The following is a 21,193-nucleotide window of genomic DNA, read 5'->3' as shown; positions in this document are numbered from 1 at the left end:
ACTTCGCAAAATACTTTACCAAACACATCGCCTTGACTGACGACGAAAACAACCCCGCCCTAGAGCTTTCGATGCCGCGCCGGATGCGCGCGGGCCCGGCCCGGCTCATGGTTCTATCAATCGTGTTGATGCTGTGCGCGGCGGGGCCGTCGCTCCGTGCGCAGGCGCTGCAGCCCGATCTCAACAAACTCAGCGACGACACCATCATCACGCTCGACGAGCTCGTCGTTAGCAGCGAGCGCGATCCCGCCGATGAAAATTACGATTCCACCGGAATGGGCGGTCCTGACGCGGAGTTGGAGGAGGCGCCGTTTGCCGACGAATTGACCGCGAGCGAGTCGCGGAACCCGGAGGAATTTGATGTCGAGATCACCAACGAGCTCGAGCTTGCGTCCGGGGCGAGTCCCGTTGATCTCGTCACCGCGGTGAACCGCGTCAACCTTCGCGGATTCCCCACGCCGCGCCTGCGCAACGGGTTTTCGCAAACGGGAATCCCCGAGATAATAAACGTCAACCACACCCAGCTCATTCAGGGCCCGATCATATCCGTGACGGGACGCGCCGCGCCGGGAGGCATCCAGAACTACATCACGGGGCGTCCGCTGGGGCGCTCGCGCGTCATGCTTTACGCGATGGGCAACAGCGTGAACGTGCGCGATGTCCGCTTTGATGAAAGCACGCCCATCATTCAGAAAAAACTCTGGCAGCGCGTGGCCGCCGGCTGGCGCCAGACAAAGGGCCCCATGAGCTTCGCGCACATTCGCACGCGCTATTTGAACGCGCAGCTCACATACAAGCACAGCCGTTCCACCAGCATTATGTTTTCGGTCGATTACCTCGAATTGGACGGAAATCCCTCTTCCGGCATTCCCGAGTATCGCGAAAAACTTTTGGGTAAAATCGTCGGCCCGTATCTGCCGCTCGCCACGTTCAATGCCTTCGGCCCGAACGCCTCCGTCGACAAGCAGCTTCTCTCCACAACACTCCAGGTCGAGACACGGCTCACCCGTCGCGTTTCCATGCGCGCCAATCTTTTCGCCTACGACCGGCGCACGACCGACGACCGCTACACCACCGGCCAGTATATCATCGAGGACGATAGGTATTCGAATCAACGATACACGGGCAAGTTTGGCGGCACGCGTTACCCGCGACGCATCGAGCAGCCGATGCGCGCCCTCATCGGCAGCGTCGAGGCCACCGCGCGCCTTCTGGCAGGCAGGACGGACAGCAAGGTCACCCTTCGCGTCGAGCACACGCACTCCTCCTATAAACGCATCGACCGCAGGGTGCGCTCCGCCAATTCGCTTCCCGCCGATGTGCGCATATTCGATCCCTATGCGCCGAACTATTACCGTCCGGAGTTTTCCGAGGAGGCTTACGACTACTTCATCACCAACCGCCGCGAGGCCGCCGACTACACCAGCATCGCGCTCAGCGATCGCACCGCCTTCTGGCGCGGCAAGCTCGTCGCCACCGCGGGCGGGCGCATCGACGTCATGTCGATCGATATTCACGACCGCCGTCCCAACGCTGCCCAGGAAAACGTCCACAGCAACGTGACCAAGTTCACCTGGCACGGCGGCGCCAACTACGTCGTGCGCCCGGGGCGGTTGCTTTTCTTCGCGGGCATAAGCAAGGCCGTCGAGCCGTCAACGCGTGTTGACGCGCGCACCGGGGATTTGCAGGGCAACGAAAGCACCTTCGGCTACGAAGCCGGGCTCAAGGGCATGTTCTTCGACAAACGCCTCGGCGCCACGCTTCTTCTTTTTCAATATTACAACCAAAACATCTCGCGTGGAAACCCGCTCTACAACGACCCGGTGGATGATGCCGACCACACGCAGCCCCAGCTTCTCAGCGCGGTCGAGGAGCGTTTCACGGGCGGCTCGCTCGACCTGAAGGCCACCCTTGCGCGCGGCTTCACGATCACCTCGCGCATCGCCTACATCGATCCGATCACAACCAAGTCGCCGGACTTCCCCGGCGAGGTTGATCGCGTCGTCACCCGCATGCCCAAGACGACCATCGGGGTGACCGCGCGCTACACTTTTCAAAAGAGCGCGCCCAAGCTGCTCGCGGGGCTGAGCACGAGCGTAACGCTCACTCACGTCAGCGATTTTGTCGCGCACTACGGCAATTACGCGCGCGAGTATCTCGACTATCCGAGCAACACCCTCGTGAGCCTGTCCATTTCTCGCACCTGGCTGTTTGGCGACAAAAAACGCCCCATGCGGCACACGCTCAGCGCGAGCGTGCGCAACCTTTTTGATCGCGACCAGTTGAACACCCTTCATCGCATCGGACAGCAGCGCGCGCTGACCCTGAGTTACCGGTTTCTTTGGTGACGGAGTGTGAACCGACGCGTGAAAACGCGCGCGTGCCCGTTTTTCGCAACTCTTGACGAGACCGCCCGCGCGCCCAATCTCGCAGTCCTTATGGTTATAAAGCCCAAAGTTCGCGGATTCATTTGTGTCACGGCGCACCCGACCGGCTGTGCCGCCCACGTGCAGCAACAGATCGACCATGTGCTCGCCAAAGGCCCGATCAAAAACGGCCCGAAAAAAGTGCTCGTCATCGGCTCATCGACCGGTTTCGGCCTCGCCTCGCGCATCACGGCGGCCTTCGGGGCCGGCGCCGACACGCTGGGCGTTTTCTTTGAGCGCCCCTCGGACGACGGACGCCTCGGCACACCCGGCTGGTATAACACAATCGCGTTCACCAAGGCCGCGCGCGCAGCCGGACGTTATGCGAAAAACATAAACGGCGACGCCTATTCCGACGCGATCAAGCAGCAAGCAATCGACACCATCAAGGCCGACCTCGGCCAGGTTGACCTCGTCGTTTATTCGCTCGCCTCGCCCCGCCGCCAGCATCCGCGCACCGGCGTTGTTCACAAATCCTGTCTCAAGCCCATCGGCTCCGCCTACACCGCAAAAACCGTCGACACCGACAAGGGCGTCGTTTCCGACATCACCCTCGAACCCGCCACCGGCGCCGACGTTGACGACACCGTCGCGGTCATGGGCGGCGAGGATTGGGAAATGTGGATCGACGCGCTTCTCAAGGCCGGCGTGCTCGCGCCCGGCGCCACCTCGGTCGCGTTTTCCTACATCGGCCCCGAAGTCACCTGGCCCATCTACAAAAACGGCACCATCGGCATGGCCAAGATCGACCTTGAGCGCGCCGCCAAAAAAATCGACGCCACACTCAAGGCGCACGGTTACGGACGCGCCTTCATCTCTGTCAACAAGGCGCTCGTCACACAGGCCAGCTCGGCAATCCCCGTCGTGCCGCTCTACATTTCGATCCTCTACAAGGTGATGAAGGCAAAGGGTCTTCACGAGGGATGCATCGAGCAAATGCAACGCCTCTTCGCCACGCAGATGTATAACGACTCCGCGCTCACATTCGACGACGGCGGACGCGTGCGCGTTGACAACCTGGAGATGCGCGCCGACGTGCAGGAAGAAACCGCCAGGATTTGGCCGCATGTCACCACTGAAAACCTCGACGAGCTTACCGACATGGCCGGCTACCGCAGCGAGTTCCTGCGCCTGTTCGGTTTCGGCCTGCCCGGCGTCAACTACGAGGCCGCGGTCGAACCGCACCAAACGATGCCGGAATAATAACAGGGTGGGGCGCGCCCGTCCCGCCGTAGAGCTGTTTTATGCGCGCAGTCGTCCAAAGAGTCACATCAGCCAGCGTCACCATTGATGGTGAGGTTCGCGGCGAAATCGGCGCGGGGCTGGTGATTCTCCTTGGGATTGCCGAGGGCGACACGGTCGATGACGTATGCTGGCTTGCCGAAAAGTGCGCCGCGCTGCGCATTTTTTCCGACGATGCAAACGCGATGAACCGCTCGCTCGTTGACACCGGCGGCGGCGCGCTCGTGATCAGCCAGTTCACCTTGATCGCGAGCTGCCGCAAAGGCTCGCGCCCCTCGTTTCATCGCGCGGCGAAACCCGCCGGGGCTCGTCCGCTCTACGAGCAATTCCTCGCCCACTTGAGCGCCGTGCTTGGCCGCCCCGTCGCATGCGGCGAGTTCGGCGCGATGATGCAGGTCGCGCTCGTCAACGACGGCCCCGTGACAATCGTGGTTGATTCGCGGGAGTAGAAAAAAGGACGCCGGCCGCATTCCAAATGGAATGCGCGCCCCTGCTATTTTGTTCCGCCGGTTATCCGTGGCCGAACGTGATCACAAACAGGTTTTCGCAACCCGCGCGGCGCAGCACCCGTGCGCAACTGTTGAGTGTGGAGCCGGTGGTGAACACGTCGTCAACAATCACGTGCTTCGCGGCGGCGTCCACGCGCGCGCCGCGGACCAGCGAGAACGCGTCCTTCAGGTTTTTTCGCCGGGTGGCGCGATCGAGCGCGGTTTGTGAAACCGTGTCCACCACGCGCCGCAAAAGCATTTTCACGCGCGTTCCCGACGCCTCGCCCCCCGCCGCGCGCGCAAGGCATTCCGCGACAAGGCGCCCCTGGTTGTAGCCGCGCTCGCGCTCCTTTCGGGGATGCAGCGGCACCGGCACGAGCGTCGCGCCGCGGGCGAGCTCCAGCACGCGCGGCGAGCGGCGCAAAATAGTCTCGATGTCGCGCAGCACATAACGCGCGCCATGATATTTCAGCTCGTGAATCAGCGCCCTTGCCGCGCCGCGAAACAGCACCGCCGTGCGCCCCTCGTTGAAAGCCGGCGCCAAATCCTCGCAGTGCTCGCACACGCGCTCGCCCGCCAGCTCCCCGTAAAACGGATGCCCGCACGTCGAGCAGCATGGCTCGCCGACAAACTCGATCCGCGCCTCGCACTTTGCGCAAACATGCCGAAGTGCACCCAAGTTTTCACCATGCCCGACAATGCCGTCGCAGTGCGCGCATATCGGAGGGAACAGCGTCTCGCTTAATCCGCGCGCAAGATGTCCGGGGGTAAACGGCATGCCGCAAAGCACGCCACCAAACGGCCCGGGCATCAAGCCCATTCAAGCCGGCGGATGCCCGGCGCGCCCCAATCGGTCAGTCATTTCCATGGCGGCTTTATCTTTGCCGCAGCGCGCGGGCGAACGCCTCCAGGCTGTCCGCGTTTTTTACGCCGGGCGAAATCTCAACGCCGCCGCTCACGTTGACAAAACGCGCGCCGCTTTTGTTCACGGCCTCGCCCGCGTTGTCGGCAGTCAGCCCGCCGGAGAGTATCCACAGGTTGTCCGGATGCGCCTCGCGGTGCCGCGCGAACTTTTGCCAGTCGCCGGAGTCGCGCGTGTTTTCGCCCGCGCAAAACGGATCCAGAAGAAAACCGTCGGCCAGCGGCAGCCATTCGCCGGGCACGTCCATTTCGGGCGGAAGCTCCGGCGCGAGCCACAGGTGCCGCGCGCCGACCGTGCGCGACCATTTCTCAATCTGCTCAAGCGGCGTCGTGTGTTTGAGGTGGATTTGCGCGAGGGAGAACCCGATCGCCAGCGCATGGCGCAACTCCTCCTCGCGGGGTTCCGTCATGACGGCGATTTTTTTTCTGTAGGGCAGGTGCGTGACAATGTTGTGATAAACCTCCACCGGCACGTGGCGCGGCGATTTCGGACTGAGGTCGAACCCGAGAAAATCCGCGCCGACCCGGTCCGCCGCCTCCGCGTCAATGAGCGACGTGATTCCGCAAACCTTCACCTGAATGCCGTTTATCATGGGGAAACATTAACCCCGCGCGGCCCGAATTTCACGGATAAAATATATGCCCGGCGAACATCATGCGGGCAAAAGGACGATTTTCCATTTGCTCGACTTCAATCATAAACGCATGTTTTGTTTTCACAATTCCCCGCATCGAAATGCACCAGCCAATTGACCAATACGCCGCCAAGCTGTCCGCCGGCAAACGCGCATCCGTTTATGACGGCACCAAATCCGGCTATGACGCGCGGCTTCGCTCGCTCAACACTTCCTACCCAACCCCGGATCATCTCCGCCGGCTCGCCGGACGGATCAAGCAGCACACAATCGAAAACCTCGACACCTACCTGCCGCAAGTCGAGGCGCGCCTGCGGGCGAACGGCGTGAGCGTGCACTGGGCGGTTGACGGCGGCGAGGCGTGCGCGCACGTGCATCGCATCATGGAGGCGCGCGGCGCGAAAAAAATGGTGAAGGCCAAAACGATGGTGAGCGAGGAAATCCACCTCGCCGACTATCTTGAAAAGCGCGGCATGGAATGCCTGGAAACCGACCTCGGCGAGTTCATCATCCAAATCGACCACGATCATCCGTCGCACATCGTCAAGCCGATCATCCACAAAAACCGGCGTGAAATCGCGGCGTCGTTCGAGAAAAACGGACTCGGCTCCTACAACGACGATCCCGGGGTGATCACGGCGCGCGCGCGTCAGTTTTTGCGCCACAAATATCTGGCGGCCGACGTGGGTTTGTCGGGGGCCAATTTTGTCTCGGCGGAAAGCGGCCGCATCGTGCTTGTGACAAACGAGGGCAACTCGCGCTTTTCGATTGCCGCGACAAAGGTTCACATCGCGCTCGTGGGCATTGAAAAAATCGTGCCGCGCGACCGCGACCTCGGCGTGTTTCTAAACCTGCTCGCGCGCTCGGCGACGGGGCAGCAGCTCACCTCCTACACCGAGTTCATCGGCGGCGCGCGCTCGGCGAACCAGCCCGACGGACCGGAGGAAATGCACGTCATCTTCGTGGACAACGGACGCGCGCGCGTGCTCGCGGACGACTGCCGCGCCATTCTCCGCTGCATCCGTTGCAGCGCGTGCCTGAACGTCTGCCCGGTTTACCGGCAGGCGAGCGGCCACGCTTACCGCGCCGTTTATCCGGGGCCGGTCGGCGCGGTGCTTTCGCCTTTGCTCGCCGGGGACAATTTTCCCGAAATGGCCGACCTGCCAAAGGCGTCCTCGCTTTGCGGCGCGTGCAACGAGGTCTGCCCGGTCAACATACCAATACCCGATTTGCTGCTGCGGCTGCGGGATCGCGGCAAGCGCGAGCACAGCAAAGTCGCCGCCGCCGACACGCCGCCGATGGGCGCGTTCGGCACGCTGGCGAATCATCCATCGCTTTGGAAAGCCGCCATGAAAACGGGAGGCCTGTCGGCACTGTATCCGGCGTTCCTGATGCCGTCCTACGGAAAGGCGTGGGTGCGCACCCGCGGCATGCCCAAATGGCGCGGTGGAAAATTCCGCGCATGGATGAAAACTCGCAAACAACAAGCCTCGAAATAACCCTTCCAGCCATGACTGCTTCCCGTGATGCCATTTTAAAGCGCGTGAACGACGCGCTCGCGCCGCTCAAGGAGCGCGCGCCGTATCCAGAATTTGACGACGACGTGGCGGTAATGCCCGCGCTTGATCGCAATGGCGATTTGTGGACGGCGTTTTGCGAGCGCGCAAAGCTCGTGCACGGCACGCCCCTTTCGGGCAAGCCGGCGGTGCTCGCCGACTGGCTGCACGGGCAAAACCTGCATCACGGTTATTGCGACCCGGAATTGCTGCCGCTGTTCGGCGAGGCGCTGGCGGCGGCGGGCTGCGCGGTTGAGACGATATTTGATCGCGCGCGGGTCGATGAGTATCAGTTCGGCATCACGCGCGCGGAGGCCGCGATTGCGGAAACCGGCTCGCTGGTGCTGACGGACGCGACGACTTCGAGCCGTCTCGCCGCGCTCGCGCCGTGGACGCATGTGGCGGTGCTGAAACGCGGGCAGATTTTTGCGGACGTGGCGGATGCCCTGAAAAAAATGCCCGTCGACCCGAACGTAATCTGGTGCACCGGCCCCTCGCGCACGGCCGATGTCGAGGGGATTTTAATCGAGGGTGTCCACGGCCCCGGCGTGCAAGTGGCGTTTCTGCTGGAGTGATTTTTTTGCGAGGGGCCTCGCAAGCGCGCGCCTACTTTTGCAGGACGTGATAGTTTGCCATCGAGATGCCGCTGAGCATGGCGCCGATGATGCCGAGGAAACCCTGGTCGGTGCCGCAGAGATACACGTTGTCCAACGCGGTGCGCCCCGGCCGGTTTTTTACGGGCGAGCCGTAGATCGCGCCGGCGGCGTGCCCGGTGAACTTCGTGATTGTGAGCGGCGTGAACATGTCGGTTGCCACGGTCGCGGATTCGAGCGCGGCGGGCTGCGCGAGTGGCGGGAGGAATCGTTTTGCGCTCGCGGCGATGTCGCCGAACCAGCGTTGCTTGGCGGCGCGATATTCGCCGGGGCTGTCGGAAAGGTTTTTCCAAAGATCGTAGTTGGCGAGGCAGGTGCAGCGGAAAAGGCCCTCGGGGAGCTGTTGGTCGCCGGGGTATGCGAAGTTGTTTGGAAAACAAATCACGCCGCTGCGGGTGTCCACTTGCGCATGTTCGGGGCGCTCGTAGTTGAAGCGCGGGGAGTCGTTGAAGAAAATGATCGTGTCGTCGCCCCAGCCGAAGTCGGCGGGTTGTCGGTTGAGCACGGTGATGGTTTCGACGTAGCTCAAGCGTCCCTCGGGGATTTTCGATTTTCGATTCTCGATTTTCGATTGGGCGCTTCCGCGCCAATCCGAAAATGGAGCGGCAGCTCCACCAATCGAAAATCGAGAATCGAAAATCGAAAATTCAATCAACGCCTCCGTCTCCACCGCGCCGATGCTGCTGAGGATGTGCGTGGCGGTGATCTCCTCGCCATTGTCGAGCACGAGCGCGGCGGCGCGGTTTTCACGGGTGATGATTTTTTTCACCCCGCACTTCATGCGTCGCTCGCCCCCGGCGGCGCGATATTTTTCGAGAAGCACCCGGATGATCACGCGCACTCCGTCGAAGGGGCGCGCAAAACCCTCGAAGAAGAGCGCCTTGAACATGATCACAAACTGGCTCCACTCCATGTCGTGCTCCTGCGCGCTGCCGTAATACATGACGGGGCAGAAGAGCATGTCCTCGAGAAGCGGATCGGCGATGTGCCGGCGCACGATTTCTCGCGCGGAAACGGGTTTTGCGTCGAGCGACACTTCGTTGTGCGCGCGGACGGCGGCGACAAGCGCGCGGAAGCCGTCGATTTGCGAGGGGAAGTTTTGAGCGACCTCGTTTTCGAAGACGGCAAAATCGTTTGTGAACCGGAGCGAAACCGAGCCGGCGGCGCCGCGCGGACCGAAGGTGACCCGCGATTGTTTTTGCTCGCAGAGGGCGAACTCGTCGCGGTCGATGCGGAGCTGGCGGAGGAGCTTGGTGAGCGGCGTGCCCTTGACTCCGGGACGCACGTAATTGGTGACTGCGTGCAGTCCGACATCGTATTTGCGCCCGGCGATGGAGTAGAAGCCGTTGAGTCCGCCGGGGGCGTTGTGACGCTCGAAGATGCACACGCGCTTGCCAAAGTGCGCGAGGCGTATGCCGGCCGCGAGGCCGGACATGCCCGCGCCGATGATGGCGACGTCGTAATGTGTGTGCGTGCTCACTGTTCGAGATAAAATTTGAGCCCACAAAAACGAATCGCCCCGCAAACTGCCAGTCTGCTTTTGCGGAAACGAGTGCCCGTTGGTATGGAAAAGATGAAACCGAGTGCTCGGGGTTCTTTGCGCTTGCACAGATTTTGTTTTTGACGCGTGATGTGCCGCAAAACCCGCCATGAAAAATCCCCAATGCTTGATTGCCCTGATTATCGCAACACTGCTGGTCGCATTGAGCGGCTGCGCATCGAACACACCCCAAAGCGCCTCTGCCGAGGCGCCATTTGTCGCACCCGCTGGAACATATGCGTTAAAAGAAGTGGACGCCATGCCCAAACCTCGTGGTCCTAGGGCGGGACCTGTTTATCCGCGTATGCTCAAGGATGACGGAATCACGGGGGAGGCTGTTGTTAGGTTTATTGTGAACAAGGAGGGGCGTGTCACAGATGTTCGAGTAGTGAAGGCAACGCACGAGTTGTTTGGGGATGCGGCAAAAGCTGCCGTCGAACAGTGGAATTTTAGTCCGGCTAAAAAGGACGGAGCCCCTGTTAACTGTTACATGCAAATCCCCATAATGTTTAATTTGTAATTATAGATGTATGAAAACTTACCAATATTTGATCACCTCAATTGCCGTGGTTCTGTTGGCTGTGTTGAGCGGCTGCCAGTCGTCTTCTCGGAATGCGTCTTCAAATGATTCGTTGGATCAACCGGTTCCGTTGCGCGAGGCCATGCTCAAGGGAGAATACAGTATGATTGAAGCTACAGACACACCGCCAAAAGCGGCGGAGATTTACACCAGACCCCATTACCCTTTGAAGCTCCAGCGCCAAAAAATATCAGGCGAGGCGATAATTGTTTTCATAGTATCGGAGAAGGGGAAACCGGAGCAGGTGCAGGCAATTAGAGCAACCCATGCGGGGTTCGCGGAAGAAGCGGTGAAGGCTGTCAAACTATGGCGTTTCACGCCGGCCACCAAGAACGGCAAACCCGTAAAGTGCAAAATGCAGGTGCCGATTGCTTTTCATCTGAACAATTAAAACGCAATTAGTTTCGCGCGGCCGTTGTTCTTGAGACAGGAAAAAGGAGGGCGTTGCCTCGTGTCGCCCAACGTCTCCGGTCTTGCGCTTGGCTGACTGGAGCACCAGTTTCGCGTCAATGAGTTTCGGCAGACGGGCACTTTCCTCGGGGGAGGCGGTTGTCGATCGCGTGTTGTGCGTGGTCGGCGCGGTGCTGTTTTCACAGGCGCCCGAGTTCATGCAGCAATACTTGCAACGGCTCGGGGGGCATCTCGACGAGGCCCGGCGCATGCTCGCTCAATACGAGGGGATCGCGATGCAGGCGAATCTGTCGCTCGATGATTTTATCGCGCGCACGGGCGCAAATGCGGACACCGTGGTGGCGAGGCACGCGGAGGTCATGCGGGGCGTGGTTGATCGCGTGCAGGATTTGTCGGCGGCGCAGGCGGCGATTCAGGACGCGTCGATGTTCACGCGGCCGTTCGCATTTTTGCGTCATATCGACTGGGAGGTCGCCTCGAACACTTGGGCGATTTTTAAACCCGCCGTGCCGACGACTGGCGAGGGGCTGGCGTATGCGGTCGCGGGCATTGGCGTGATACTCGGGTTTTATTACGGTTGTATCCATTTTCCAATTACACGTTGCTGGCGCAGGCGCAAGGAGCGCAAGGCGGCGCAACTGGCGGCGGCGCAGCAAGCGCGGGCGGATGGCGATGAGGCGCAGGAGGCTCGCGACGACACCGGTCGGCTCGACGGGATTTTGTGATGCCGGGAGCGCTGAGCGCGTTGAGCGTTTCGAATAACAAGCGCGGCGGCCTCGACGAGGCCGCCCTGCCTACGCGGCCACGCTATTTCTAAAAATGCCCCGGGTTCATGCCGGATCGGGGCTTTGCGTTTCCGCTGCCGCGCGCACGGCTTGGGTGAAGCGGTCGATATCTTCCTCGCGCGTGTCCCACGAGCACATGAGGCGGTAGCCGTTTGCGCCGATGAAATTGTAGAAGTGCCAGCCTTGTTGCTGGAGCCTGGCGGCGACGGGCGCGGGCATGTCGACAAAGAGTGCGTTGGCCTCCGGCTCGATGATCGGTGTGATGCCGGGGATTTCGCGCAGGGCGGCGACGAGGCGCTTGGTCATCAGGTTTGCGTGCGCGGCGTTGCGCAGCCACGCGCCGTCCTTGAGCATGCCCACCCATTGCGCGCTGAGGAAGCGCATCTTGGAGGCGAGCTGTCCCGCCTGTTTGCAGCGGTAGTCGAATTCCTTCGCGAGTTGTGAATCGAAAAACACGACGGCCTCGGTGGTGGTCATGCCGTTCTTGGTGCCGCCGAGGCAGAGCACGTCGACACCGGCGCGCCAAGTGATGTCGGCGGGGGCGGCGCCGGTGCGGTATTCGAGTGCGGAGGCGGCGTTGGCAAAGCGCGCGCCGTCCATGTGGACGTGGAGTCCGTGGCGCTTGGTGATGGCGGTGAGCGCGCGGATTTCGTCGACAGTGTAAACGGTGCCCCATTCGGTGCTTTGCGTGAGGGAGAGCACGCGGGGTTTGGGGTAATGGATGTCGGTGCGCTTGTGGATGAGTTTTTCGACGGCTTCGGGCGTGAGTTTTCCCCCGGGGCCGCTGCCGACGAGGAGTTTGGTGCCGTTGGAGAAAAATTCGGGCGCGCCGCATTCGTCGGTTTCGACGTGCGCGTAATCGTGGCAGATCACGCTGTGGTAGCTCTGGCAGAGCGAGGCGAGGGCGAGTGAGTTTGCCGAGGTGCCGTTGAACACGAAGAACACCTCGGCGTCGGGTTTTTCAAAGACACCGCGAATGAGGTCGCACGCCTGTTGCGTCCATGCGTCCGCGCCGTAGGAGGGCAGGCGTCCGGTGTTGGCCTCGGCGAGCGCGATCCACGCCTCGGGGCAGATTCCCGAGGTGTTGTCGCTGGCGAAGTGATGGTCGTGGATGATGCCGGCGTCGTTTTGCGGGTCGCCGGGGGTGCGATTTTGTGACATGGGGAGGATGCGGTTAACGACAAAGGCGCAAGGACGGCGGGTTGCGGGGGCCGCGGTTTTGCGCCTTTGCCATGGGAATGTTAAGTTTTTTGCCCAATGCCCGTCACAGGAAAACGAAGCCGCCGAGTATCAGGATGGGCAGGAGAATGGGCAGGCTGTATTTGAGGATGTAGCCGAAGAAGGTGGGCATTTTCACGCCGGAGCTTTCGGCGATGGACTTGACCATGAAGTTGGGGCCGTTGCCGATGTAGGTCATGGCTCCGAAGAACACCGAGCCGAGGCTGACCGCGATCACGAGGTGCGGCTTGTGCTCGAGGAGCAGGTGCGTGGCGGCCTTGACGTTGTCGCCGACCGCGGCAAAGGCGGCGGGCTCGGCGGCGGCGGCACTGGCCTTGGCGAGTTCGAAGAAGCTCGCGTAGGTGGGGGCGTTGTCGAGGACCGAGGAAAGCCCGCCGGTGGTGAAGTAATACTGCCAGGCGTGGACGAAACCGAAGCTCTCGCCGTGTTGCGAGAGATACATGAGCGCGGGCATCATGGTCATGAAGATGCCCGCGAACAGAAAGCCGACCTCCTTGATGGGGCCGAAGTTGAAGACGTTTTCCGCGTGGATTTTTTTCGGCGTGATAACGTAGGAGAGCACCGCCGCGGCAATCATCACGATTTCGCCCACGAGGTAGTTCTCGGGGTTTTCCATGATGCCGAGGTTTCTCAGCCATGTGGGCAGGAACACGCCGCTGATGATCATGAGCAGGAAGGCCACGTTGAACATGCCGCTAAAGCGCCACTCGTCCCTCTGCTTGAGCTCGGCCTGCATCTCGGCGGGTATTTTTTTGAAGTAGCGGCGGTCGACTATGTAGAAGACCAGCATGAGCAGCCCGAGCGTGCACAGCCATTCGACAACCACCTGGCCGACGAGCCAGAAGAACGGCACGCCGCGCAGAAAACCGAGAAACAGCGGCGGATCGCCAATCGGTGTGAGCGCGCCGCCGACGTTCGACACGATGAAAATGAAAAACACAATGTGATAGGGATTGAGGCGGCGGTGGTTCATGCGCATCCACGGGCGGATGAGCACCATCGACGCGCCTGTCGTGCCGATGAAGTTCGACAGCAGCGCGGCGAACGCCAGGAAGATGACATTTTCAAAGGGCGAGGACTCGCCATTCACGTTGATGTGGATGCCGCCCGCGACGACGAACAGCGATCCGATCAGGCAGATGAACGAAAAATACTCATGCGCCGTGTGCACGACGCTGGTTCCGCCGTTTGGCATGAACGCCACGTAGTAGGCGGCGACCAGCAGCCCCAGGCCGATCGAGATGACGGGGTAGTATTTTTCCCAAAACGCCTTGATGCCATGGGGCGTCAGGGGCATCACCGCGATGAGAAGCAGCAGGAGCGCGAATGGGGCAATGAGCCAAAGCGGGATTTCGACGCCGGCTGTTGATGAAGCAAAAAGTTCGACGATCATGTTGGCAGTGTAATTAAAAAGAAGGATCAGTGCGAAATGCGCAGGCTGGGTCAAAGGTTTTCCAATACGGCGACGGCATTCGGGAAATAGGCGCGCGCGGGGCGCTTTCAAAAATGCGCGTCCACGCCGCCGTCCGTATTGGGAAATGGTGACGCGCCCCAAGGTGAAACAGCTTTTCGCATCGCCCTCATCAGTGTTTCTTCTAGCTGTCGCGTTCGCCGCGCAAGGCATGGCCGGCTCGAAATGGTTTTACTCGGGCAAAGTGACTGCCAGAAAAGAAAGCCACAAACCCTTCCCCTTTGAAAATGAATAAAATTTTATGCGCAGTGGCTGGATATATGGTGGTGGTCATGCTCATGGTGTCGTCCGCAAACGGTGAAAGCGCGGCAGCCGGGGCATCGGATGAAAACACGGCGATCACGCGCCAGCTACTTGCGCCGATCAAGATAAGCAACCAAGACGGTGTGATGAAAATAAGAAGGCGGGTTTTTTACACGCAAGCTTCATATATGAAAGAAAAGGACGGGGTTTTTGCGCTGGAAACAGAATATAATGACAGGGATGAGAGAACGAAACTTTTATTCATAAAAAACGGGCGCGAGGCTGTGGTTGACACGATTAAATCGAGGCACGATCGCGCACCCTCCGGGGTGGATGACGTTGATACTTTTATGGATTATTACCTTATCGGGAATCGAATTCACTATATATACAGATCTGGCGGACGCGTGTATGTTTCATACGCTGATGACGCCGGGGATGGGCAGATCATAAGGTGGGGAGATAGATTGGAAATCGGGCAGAGGCTTCATACTGGTCGATTAAAGTTTACCGCTCCCTATGGAAAATATCCATTGAGTATCTTTGTCGGATTTAGTAGCAGTTTTCAAAAAACCGGCCTCAAGGTTTATGAACTGGATGATTATTCAAATAGCTTTAAATTAAGCCAGGCGATACTGAAGGATGACGGGACACCCGAGGGGAGGGTCGTGTATCAAAGAATTTGGGATCGCATGCGCAACAGTCCGGTGGTAAAAAAGGAGCCGTTGCCCGATGACACGGTGTGGGAAAGAAAAAAAGGTTTTTTCCCAAATAAAGTTTTTCTGCTGCTGGGGTATCCATGCCCCGAAAAAAGGCCGGCGTCCTTTTTGTTTGACGAGAAGCAAACGGCAAATGAGCACAGGTCACGCTTGTTATTTGTGGAAAACGGCCGCGAAACCATTATCGACAGCCATACGGCGGCCTTAAATCCGGATGACGCCCGCAAGATTTTTTTCGACTGTTATATGGCAGGGAGTCGGCTCCATTATATATACTATGTTCATGGTAATTATTACGTTAGTTATGCGGATAGAGCCGAGGGCGGGCATTTCAAGAAATCAGATAATGCGTTATGCTTGGGCTCATGGCAGACGCTATTTACCCATAATCCTGAATTCCAAAGTCCGAAAAACGGGCGGCCATTGAGCATCATTTTGCGGGATCAGCACGGATTCTTGTTTTACGAATTGAACAATCAAAATGAGTTTGAGTTTAAACGAACAATAAACCGGGAGGGGAATACGCCCGAGGAAAAGGAGTTTTTGAGAGAGTTTTGGACGGAGTATAACCGCCGATATTTGGGGATGGGACGCTGGGCAGACGTTGAAAAAGCACCCGCCTCCGCTATCCCGCCAGCGGAAACTTGATCGCGGGGATGGGCGGCAGGTCGTCCACGAATTTTTCCAGCGGCACGTTTTCGCGGATTACGAGCGTGGCGAGCACTTGGGGGACGTAGAGGCGCGTCTCGGCGGGGAGCTTCGCGGCGATGTCGGCGTAGGTTTTGGCGCCGGGGGTTTTCTTGAGCGCCACGGCAACGCGGCCTTCGCCCGCGTTGTAGGCGGCGAGGGCGAGCGGCCAGGAATTGAAGCGCTTGTATAACATGCCGAGCAGGCGGGCCGCCGCGCGCGCGTTTTTCACCGCGTAAATGCGCTCGTCCTCGGGCGCGGTGCTCAGGCCGAGCGCGCGCGCCGTGGCGGGCATGAGCTGGTAGAGGCCGCGCGCGCCGACGGGACTTTTCGCGAGCGGGTTGAACGAGGACTCGACCTCGGCGAGCCAGACGAATTCGACGGGAATGTTTTCAGTTGCAAAAATGATTTTGAGCAACGGCGCGAGCAGGTCGGCATTTTTCGGCTTGGCCCGGTTGCTGACGCGTTTGTGGCAGAGGTTGTAGTAGGGGATCGCGTTGTTCGGCGGGGGCGTTTGGTAAAACGGTTTCGGCTCGAGTGTGATCGGTGGCAGCGTGAATGGCGCGGGCGGTTTGGGCGCGGGGACGAGCGCCGGGGGCTGGCCGGGGCTGATGGCGTCTTTCGCGCTTTCGATGAGTTCGAGGCGCTCGGCGAACCAATCGGTGTATTCGGACATTTCCGGTTTTGCTCGAAGCTCGTTGAGCGTGCGCTTGGCCTTGGGTTCGAGCGAGGCGATTTCCTCAAGCGATCCGGTTTCGAGGGTTTGTTGAAACTCAGTGATGGCCGAGGCCCACTCATCGCGACTCATGAACTCGTAGTGCTCCTTGATTTGTCCGGGCGCGTAATCCTCGAAAAGCTGGCGGCCCAAGTCGTAGAGCGCGTTCATGTCGTCATCGGATATGAGCGGGGGCCGGTTTGCGCCCGCGAGCACCGGGGCGGCGGTGCCCGATGAAATTGGCTCCGCGGGCGGCTGCGAGTCCGAGGCGCGCAGCGCGGGCAGTGCGCACATCACGACAATCGCCGCCGCCGGCGCAATGCGGCGAAACGAAAAATTAGTGCGTGTCAGGGCGCGGGTCATGTGCGGGGAGAGTGAAGTTGGAAACACGCGGCGTCGCGATGTTTCACGGAAAAACTGCAATAACGCGCGCGGGCGTAAACCCCAAAAGCCGCGGGAGGTTTTTGGGGCGGTTGCGCTTTGTTGTTTTTTTACCAAACGGGTCGAAGCGATCATTGACCGTTCGGTTGAGATATTCCTACGCTCCTGCCCGTCTCTCACCATCTTGTGTATGAAAAAAGCGGTTCGTATTATTCTCGTTTCGGCAGGCGCGCTTTTGCTCCTGCTGGCGGTCGTGGTGATGGCGTTGTTTCAACCGCCGGTGCAGACGTGGTTGGTCCGGAAAGTTGTTTCCGGACAGCAAGGTTGCGAGATCGAGATCGGGCGCGTGAGCGCCGGGTTGAACAAGGTCGAGCTCACCGGTGTGCAAATGAAAGGGCGGGGGATGACGGTCGATTTGCCGCTGGCGGTGGTCGAGATGCCGCTGCTGGGTTTGATTCGCGAAAAGGTGGATGTGAAAAAAATCACGGCGAAAGGCTGGACGCTTGATCTTTCGCAACCGGCGGCCGAGCCTCCGCCAACTGCCGGCGCGCCCGCACCGGATGCGGGCGCCCCCGAGAGCGGCGGCAAAAATATTGGAGGGATTCTCGACATGTTGCGTTTTCCCGTCGATCTCGCGGTTGAGGACGCGGACATCGAGGGCGCGATTGTTTTGCCGCCGGAAACGCCGGACGCCGCGCCCGTGCGCGCCGGGGTCAGCGTGCGCGGCGGCCAGTTGCGCCCCGGCAATGACGGGCGGTTCGAGCTCGCGCTCAACATGGAGGGGCCGGAAAGCGACGCCGCGGTTTCCGCCATTCAAGTGACGAGCAGCCTGCTCGTGCGCATGGGCGCGGCGCGCGACATCCAGTCGCTCATCTTCGACGTCGATGCGAAGGCCTCCGGCGCGCAGCTGCCCCGGGGCGCGCGATTGCAGATCAACATCGCGGCCTCAAAAAACGCGAGCGGCGAGGATTATTCGATCAGCCTGAAGTCGCAGGAGGAGGGTTCGGAAAAAAACATCCTCAGCATAAAGGCCACCAATCCGTCCGGACCCGAGGGGCTGAACGCGATGTGGGTGGTCGATTTGCGCGATGCCGACCTCGCGCCATTCACGGGCGGCCTGGGTTTGAAACTGCCTGCGTTCAAGGCCAGCGGGCAGGGCACGTTTGCCGCGGCCGATAATTTCACGAGTTTTCACGCCGCCGGAAAAATCAGCGGCGACGCGAGCCGGCTCGAGGTTTTCGACTCGGCGCTTTCGGAGCTCGGGCATGTTAAGTTTTCAAGCGATTTCGACGTGGTCAACGAGGGCGACTTGTTGCGCGTCGGCGTGCTTTCGGCGGACGTGCTTTCGGATGTTCCGGTCGCCTCGATAAAAACGCTGCAACTCATCGAGATCAACACGGCGAACGGCGAGATCAAGGTGCCCGATCTCCAGGGCGATCTTTTGCGCGTGGATGTGCACGGGCTGCCCCTGGCGTGGGCGAGGCCGTTTATCAAGGACACGGGGCTCGCGATTTCGGGCGATCCGCTGCGCGGCGGCTTCACGGGCAGGGCGCAGGGCAACGGCTATTCGATCCGCAGCGCCACGCCGCTCACGCTGGGCGGACTGTCTGTCGCGCGGGACGGGGTCGCGCTCGTGAAAAATCTGGATGTGGCCGCGTCGTTCACGGCCGATTACTCGAATGCCGCGTGGGCCGTGGGTGTGTCCGATTTTTCAATACGGAGCAACGGCGCGCCGCTCGCGGTCGTGACAAACGCGAGGGCGGGCGGCGCCGTCGCGCCGGACGGGGGGATTTCCACGACGGGCCGGGCGCGGCTCAATATCCCCGCCATCCTTGCGCAACCGGTCGCCGCGGGGCTTTGCGCATTGTCGGGCGGCGCGGTTGATGCCGATTTTTCCGGGCGTGTCTCGAAAAAAATCTCCTCGTTCGAGGCGAAACTCGCCGCCTCGGATTTGCGCGCGGGCGACGGCGAGGCACTGCCGGAAGTCTCGGCCAATGTGCGCGCGGACATTCACGCGGACGGCACGCTCGAGATTCAGGCCCCGGCGGTGTTTGAGCTCAACGGGCGCAAATCGGACATCGAGCTGGGCGCGACCCTCAAGCCCGACGGCGCGTGCCAAAACATCGACGCGTCCATCGCGAGCAACGATCTTTATGTCGAGGATCTGATGATTTTTTCCGCGCTGGTCCCCGAGGATTCCGGCGGGGCAAAGGCGGACGGGGACACCGGCGGCGATGCGAAGGAAACAGGCGCGTCGCGGAATGGTGTGAGCGGACAGGTCAAGTTTGCGTTGAAAAATGTGGTTTGGTCGCAGGACCTTCAGGCGGCCAATGTTGGCGGCGAGATCAAGGTTACCCCTTCGCTTTTTTCACTGGAAAACCTGCGCGGCCAACTGAGCGACGGCGCCGAGATCAAGGCGGACGGCAGCATGAAATATGACGCCGCCGCGGGCGCATCGGCATACAGTGTCGATGCGAAGGTGGCGCTCGCGAATTTTGATCCCGCCCCGTTCCTGCGCATGGCGAACCCCGGCAAGACGCCGACGGTCGAGGGACGGTTTGATATCAACGGCGTTGTGACGGGCACGGCCGCCTCGCTTGTGACGATTGCCGATGGCGTGAACGCGGACCTGACGCTCACAAGCCGCGGCGGCAAATTTCACGGGTTTTCCCCATCGGTAAAATCGTCGGGCATCGACAATCTGCACAAGGACTCCGGCGCGACATCGACCATCGCGGCAATCAGCGGCGCGATTTTGTCCCTCGTCGGCAAAAGCGACAACTCCGCGACACTCGAAAAAATCAAGACGGGCCGGCGGGTTTTGGAGCGGCTTGGCGAAATCGATTTTGACCAGATCAACCTCGACGCCTCCTACAGGGCGGGAAGGGAGATTGAGATCAGGAATTTTAGCCTGCTCTCGCCCGACATGCGCTTTGCGGGGATGGGGACGCTTGGCAACAAGCCCGCGCTTTCGCTGTTCAAGCAGGCGCTTTCCATGAACCTGCAAATGGCCGTGCGCGGCGAGCAGGCGGAGGATTTGCGCGCGCTCAACATCTTGAAAAAGGAGACGGACGCCGACACGCTCGGCTACATGCCGCTGCTGGAGAATTTCAGCATGGAGGGAACCCCCTCAAACCTGATCGCCGCCAGCCTGGTGCGGCACATCGTCAGCATGCTTGCGAAAAAGTGAGAGGGTGCGCGGGCGGGATGTTTTTGCGCGAGCCAGCCCATGCGATGCACGCTTGGGCTTGCGCAAATCCAATTTCATGGTGTGTGCTCTGCGAGTGATGAGATACTTACGCTTTTTACCGCTGGCCGCATTGTGCGTGCTTTTGTTTTCGGGATGCGCCACCTACAAGGCGAACGTGAAGCCTGACGCGGACCTTTCCCAATACCAGCGCGTCTGGGTGAAGAGCAACATGAACGACAATCGCGGCATCGGGCACTTCATTCGCGAGGCGCTCCGGGAGCGCGGCCTCGAATCCGACCTCGGCCCGCTTACCATGATGCCGTTGAACACGCAGGCGATCATCTCCTTCACCGATTCGTGGACATGGGATTTCAAGGACCACATGACCGGGCTGACGCTTTCGTTTAAGGACACCAAAATCGATTTCCCTATCGCGACCGCGACTTACGTCGGGCACACCTCGTTCACAAAAGCGCCGCACGAAATTGCCGAAAAACTCGTCGACAAACTGTTCGGCGAAAACACCCCGAAGAAAAAATGAACCCCGCCGGGGCGGGCAAACAACCGGCGTCCGATCGACATTAACTGAACACTTGCCCTCGTCGCGCAACCGATGACAATCCCGCCACACTCGACATGACAAATCCAACGCTCCGCATCGTCCCGCTCATCCTCGGTGTTTGTTCGCTCGTGCTTCTGTCTTTTTCAGGATGCGCGCATAAAAAAGAGTATGTTCCCGAAACCGATCCGAACGCGCCCCCGCCGCCCGCGATGCAAGGCTACGGGGAGTTTTTCGATGGCAAACTGCTCGTCGAGGCAAGCCTCGGCCGCGGCTTCCGCATGCGCCCCGGAAAAATGCGCGACATGGACGGACGGCGCGGGCGCGGGGACAGTTTCACCGAGGTGTATTATGTCGATAGCGACGACGAGCCCGAGGAACAATATTTCATTCCGCGCATGAACAACAGCACGCTGCCCCCGGTTGCGCTCCGTCTGCGCGTGACCAACCAGATGGCGGAATCGGTCGAGGTGGAGTTTATCGAGTGCAATTCGCTGCTGGGCAATTTTGCGGTGCGTCCGGAAAAAATCACAATCGCCCCCGGCGAGATGGGGGCGCCCGAGCCCATGACATCGCTGCTCGGTCTCTCGGCCGGCGAGTTTCAGTTGAAAATCGGCCTCAAGGTCGGCGCGATACAGGAGAGCAAAATCCTGATGCTGCACACGCTCAAGGACGCCCGTCCACCCGAGACGGAAAAGGGCAGGCGCGGCAAACCCCCGCGCCAGCCGAAGGAAAACTGAGCGCGAGGTTTG

At 60.3% G+C, this 21,193-nt stretch carries 18 protein-coding genes; 12 read left to right on the top strand and 6 right to left on the bottom strand.

All coding sequences use genetic code 11. The features are described 5' to 3' along the window. Positions 1–32 precede the first annotated feature (32 nt). From M2447_RS05070 to dtd, 3 genes are all read left to right on the top strand, one after another. The gene (locus M2447_RS05070; protein WP_277557680.1) at positions 33–2,348 is read left to right on the top strand and encodes a TonB-dependent receptor; all 2,316 of its coding nucleotides are present in this window, start codon (positions 33–35) and stop codon (positions 2,346–2,348) included. A gap of 90 nt (positions 2,349–2,438) precedes the next feature. Then, a complete protein-coding gene (gene fabV, locus M2447_RS05065; protein WP_277557679.1) occupies positions 2,439–3,629 on the top strand; it encodes an enoyl-ACP reductase FabV in 1,191 nt (396 codons plus the stop codon). Positions 3,630–3,670: 41 nt separating this feature from the next. Next, positions 3,671–4,117 carry a D-aminoacyl-tRNA deacylase gene (gene dtd, locus M2447_RS05060; RefSeq protein ID WP_277508111.1) on the top strand — a complete coding sequence of 149 codons (447 nt, stop codon included), beginning with the start codon at positions 3,671–3,673 and terminating at the stop codon, positions 4,115–4,117. 61 nt (positions 4,118–4,178) lie between these two features. Here dtd and M2447_RS05055 read toward each other — a convergent pair whose 3' ends face one another. Together M2447_RS05055 and M2447_RS05050 are read right to left on the bottom strand one after the other, a co-directional pair. Then, positions 4,179–4,934: a ComF family protein gene (locus M2447_RS05055; RefSeq protein ID WP_277557678.1), complete on the bottom strand. Its 756-nt coding sequence runs from the start codon at positions 4,932–4,934 to the stop codon at positions 4,179–4,181. A 97-nt stretch (positions 4,935–5,031) separates the two neighbouring features. Continuing rightward, the gene (locus M2447_RS05050; protein ID WP_277508108.1) at positions 5,032–5,670 is read right to left on the bottom strand and encodes a phosphoribosylanthranilate isomerase; all 639 of its coding nucleotides are present in this window, start codon (positions 5,668–5,670) and stop codon (positions 5,032–5,034) included. Between the two features lie 143 nt (positions 5,671–5,813). Between M2447_RS05050 and M2447_RS05045 the strand changes: the two genes are divergently transcribed. Both M2447_RS05045 and M2447_RS05040 read left to right on the top strand, forming a co-directional pair. Then, complete coding sequence (locus M2447_RS05045) at positions 5,814–7,211, top strand: LutB/LldF family L-lactate oxidation iron-sulfur protein (RefSeq protein WP_277508107.1); 1,398 nt, start codon at positions 5,814–5,816, stop codon at positions 7,209–7,211. An 11-nt stretch (positions 7,212–7,222) separates the two neighbouring features. Continuing rightward, entirely contained in the window at positions 7,223–7,843 is a 621-nt protein-coding gene (locus M2447_RS05040) for an LUD domain-containing protein (RefSeq protein WP_277557677.1), read from the top strand. A 31-nt stretch (positions 7,844–7,874) separates the two neighbouring features. Here the strand turns inward: M2447_RS05040 and M2447_RS05035 are convergent, their stop codons facing one another. After that, positions 7,875–9,401, bottom strand: coding sequence for an FAD-dependent oxidoreductase (locus M2447_RS05035; RefSeq protein WP_277557676.1), 1,527 nt, complete (start codon positions 9,399–9,401; stop codon positions 7,875–7,877). Positions 9,402–9,570: 169 nt separating this feature from the next. Between M2447_RS05035 and M2447_RS05030 the strand changes: the two genes are divergently transcribed. The 3 genes from M2447_RS05030 to M2447_RS05020 all read left to right on the top strand — a co-directional run bounded on the left by M2447_RS05030 (position 9,571) and on the right by M2447_RS05020 (position 11,177). Next, a complete protein-coding gene (locus M2447_RS05030; protein WP_277557675.1) occupies positions 9,571–9,981 on the top strand; it encodes an energy transducer TonB in 411 nt (136 codons plus the stop codon). A gap of 10 nt (positions 9,982–9,991) precedes the next feature. Then, positions 9,992–10,432 (top strand): energy transducer TonB, encoded by a 441-nt coding sequence (locus M2447_RS05025; RefSeq protein ID WP_277557674.1) that lies wholly within the window; start codon positions 9,992–9,994, stop codon positions 10,430–10,432. 118 nt (positions 10,433–10,550) lie between these two features. Continuing rightward, on the top strand, positions 10,551–11,177 hold the full coding sequence (locus M2447_RS05020) for a DUF2937 family protein (RefSeq protein ID WP_277557673.1): 627 nt from the start codon (positions 10,551–10,553) through the stop codon (positions 11,175–11,177). A 105-nt stretch (positions 11,178–11,282) separates the two neighbouring features. Here M2447_RS05020 and M2447_RS05015 read toward each other — a convergent pair whose 3' ends face one another. Next, positions 11,283–12,398 carry a low specificity L-threonine aldolase gene (locus M2447_RS05015; RefSeq protein ID WP_277557672.1) on the bottom strand — a complete coding sequence of 372 codons (1,116 nt, stop codon included), beginning with the start codon at positions 12,396–12,398 and terminating at the stop codon, positions 11,283–11,285. 103 nt (positions 12,399–12,501) lie between these two features. Beyond that, complete coding sequence (locus tag M2447_RS05010) at positions 12,502–13,869, bottom strand: sodium:proton antiporter (RefSeq protein ID WP_277557671.1); 1,368 nt, start codon at positions 13,867–13,869, stop codon at positions 12,502–12,504. Between the two features lie 305 nt (positions 13,870–14,174). Here M2447_RS05010 and M2447_RS05005 point away from each other — a divergent pair, with 305 nt between their 5' ends. Beyond that, complete coding sequence (locus M2447_RS05005) at positions 14,175–15,557, top strand: hypothetical protein (protein WP_277557670.1); 1,383 nt, start codon at positions 14,175–14,177, stop codon at positions 15,555–15,557. Here M2447_RS05005 and M2447_RS05000 read toward each other — a convergent pair. Continuing rightward, a complete protein-coding gene (locus M2447_RS05000; RefSeq protein WP_277557669.1) occupies positions 15,535–16,674 on the bottom strand; it encodes a lytic transglycosylase domain-containing protein in 1,140 nt (379 codons plus the stop codon). The genes M2447_RS05005 and M2447_RS05000 overlap by 23 nt on opposite strands. A gap of 208 nt (positions 16,675–16,882) precedes the next feature. Between M2447_RS05000 and M2447_RS04995 the strand changes: the two genes are divergently transcribed. The 3 genes from M2447_RS04995 (at position 16,883) to M2447_RS04985 (ending at position 21,181) form a co-directional block, all read left to right on the top strand. Then, positions 16,883–19,882 carry a hypothetical protein gene (locus M2447_RS04995; RefSeq protein WP_277557668.1) on the top strand — a complete coding sequence of 1,000 codons (3,000 nt, stop codon included), beginning with the start codon at positions 16,883–16,885 and terminating at the stop codon, positions 19,880–19,882. Positions 19,883–19,979: 97 nt separating this feature from the next. Beyond that, positions 19,980–20,423, top strand: a complete 444-nt coding sequence (locus M2447_RS04990) for a hypothetical protein (protein WP_277508094.1) — start codon at positions 19,980–19,982, stop codon at positions 20,421–20,423. 95 nt (positions 20,424–20,518) lie between these two features. Beyond that, positions 20,519–21,181, top strand: a complete 663-nt coding sequence (locus tag M2447_RS04985; RefSeq protein WP_277557667.1) for a hypothetical protein — start codon at positions 20,519–20,521, stop codon at positions 21,179–21,181. The last annotated feature ends 12 nt before the right edge of the window (positions 21,182–21,193 follow it).

Source organism: Ereboglobus sp. PH5-10, assembly GCF_029504735.1.
GTDB lineage: Bacteria > Verrucomicrobiota > Verrucomicrobiia > Opitutales > Opitutaceae > Ereboglobus.
This window is presented reverse-complemented; position numbering and strand designations above follow the sequence as displayed.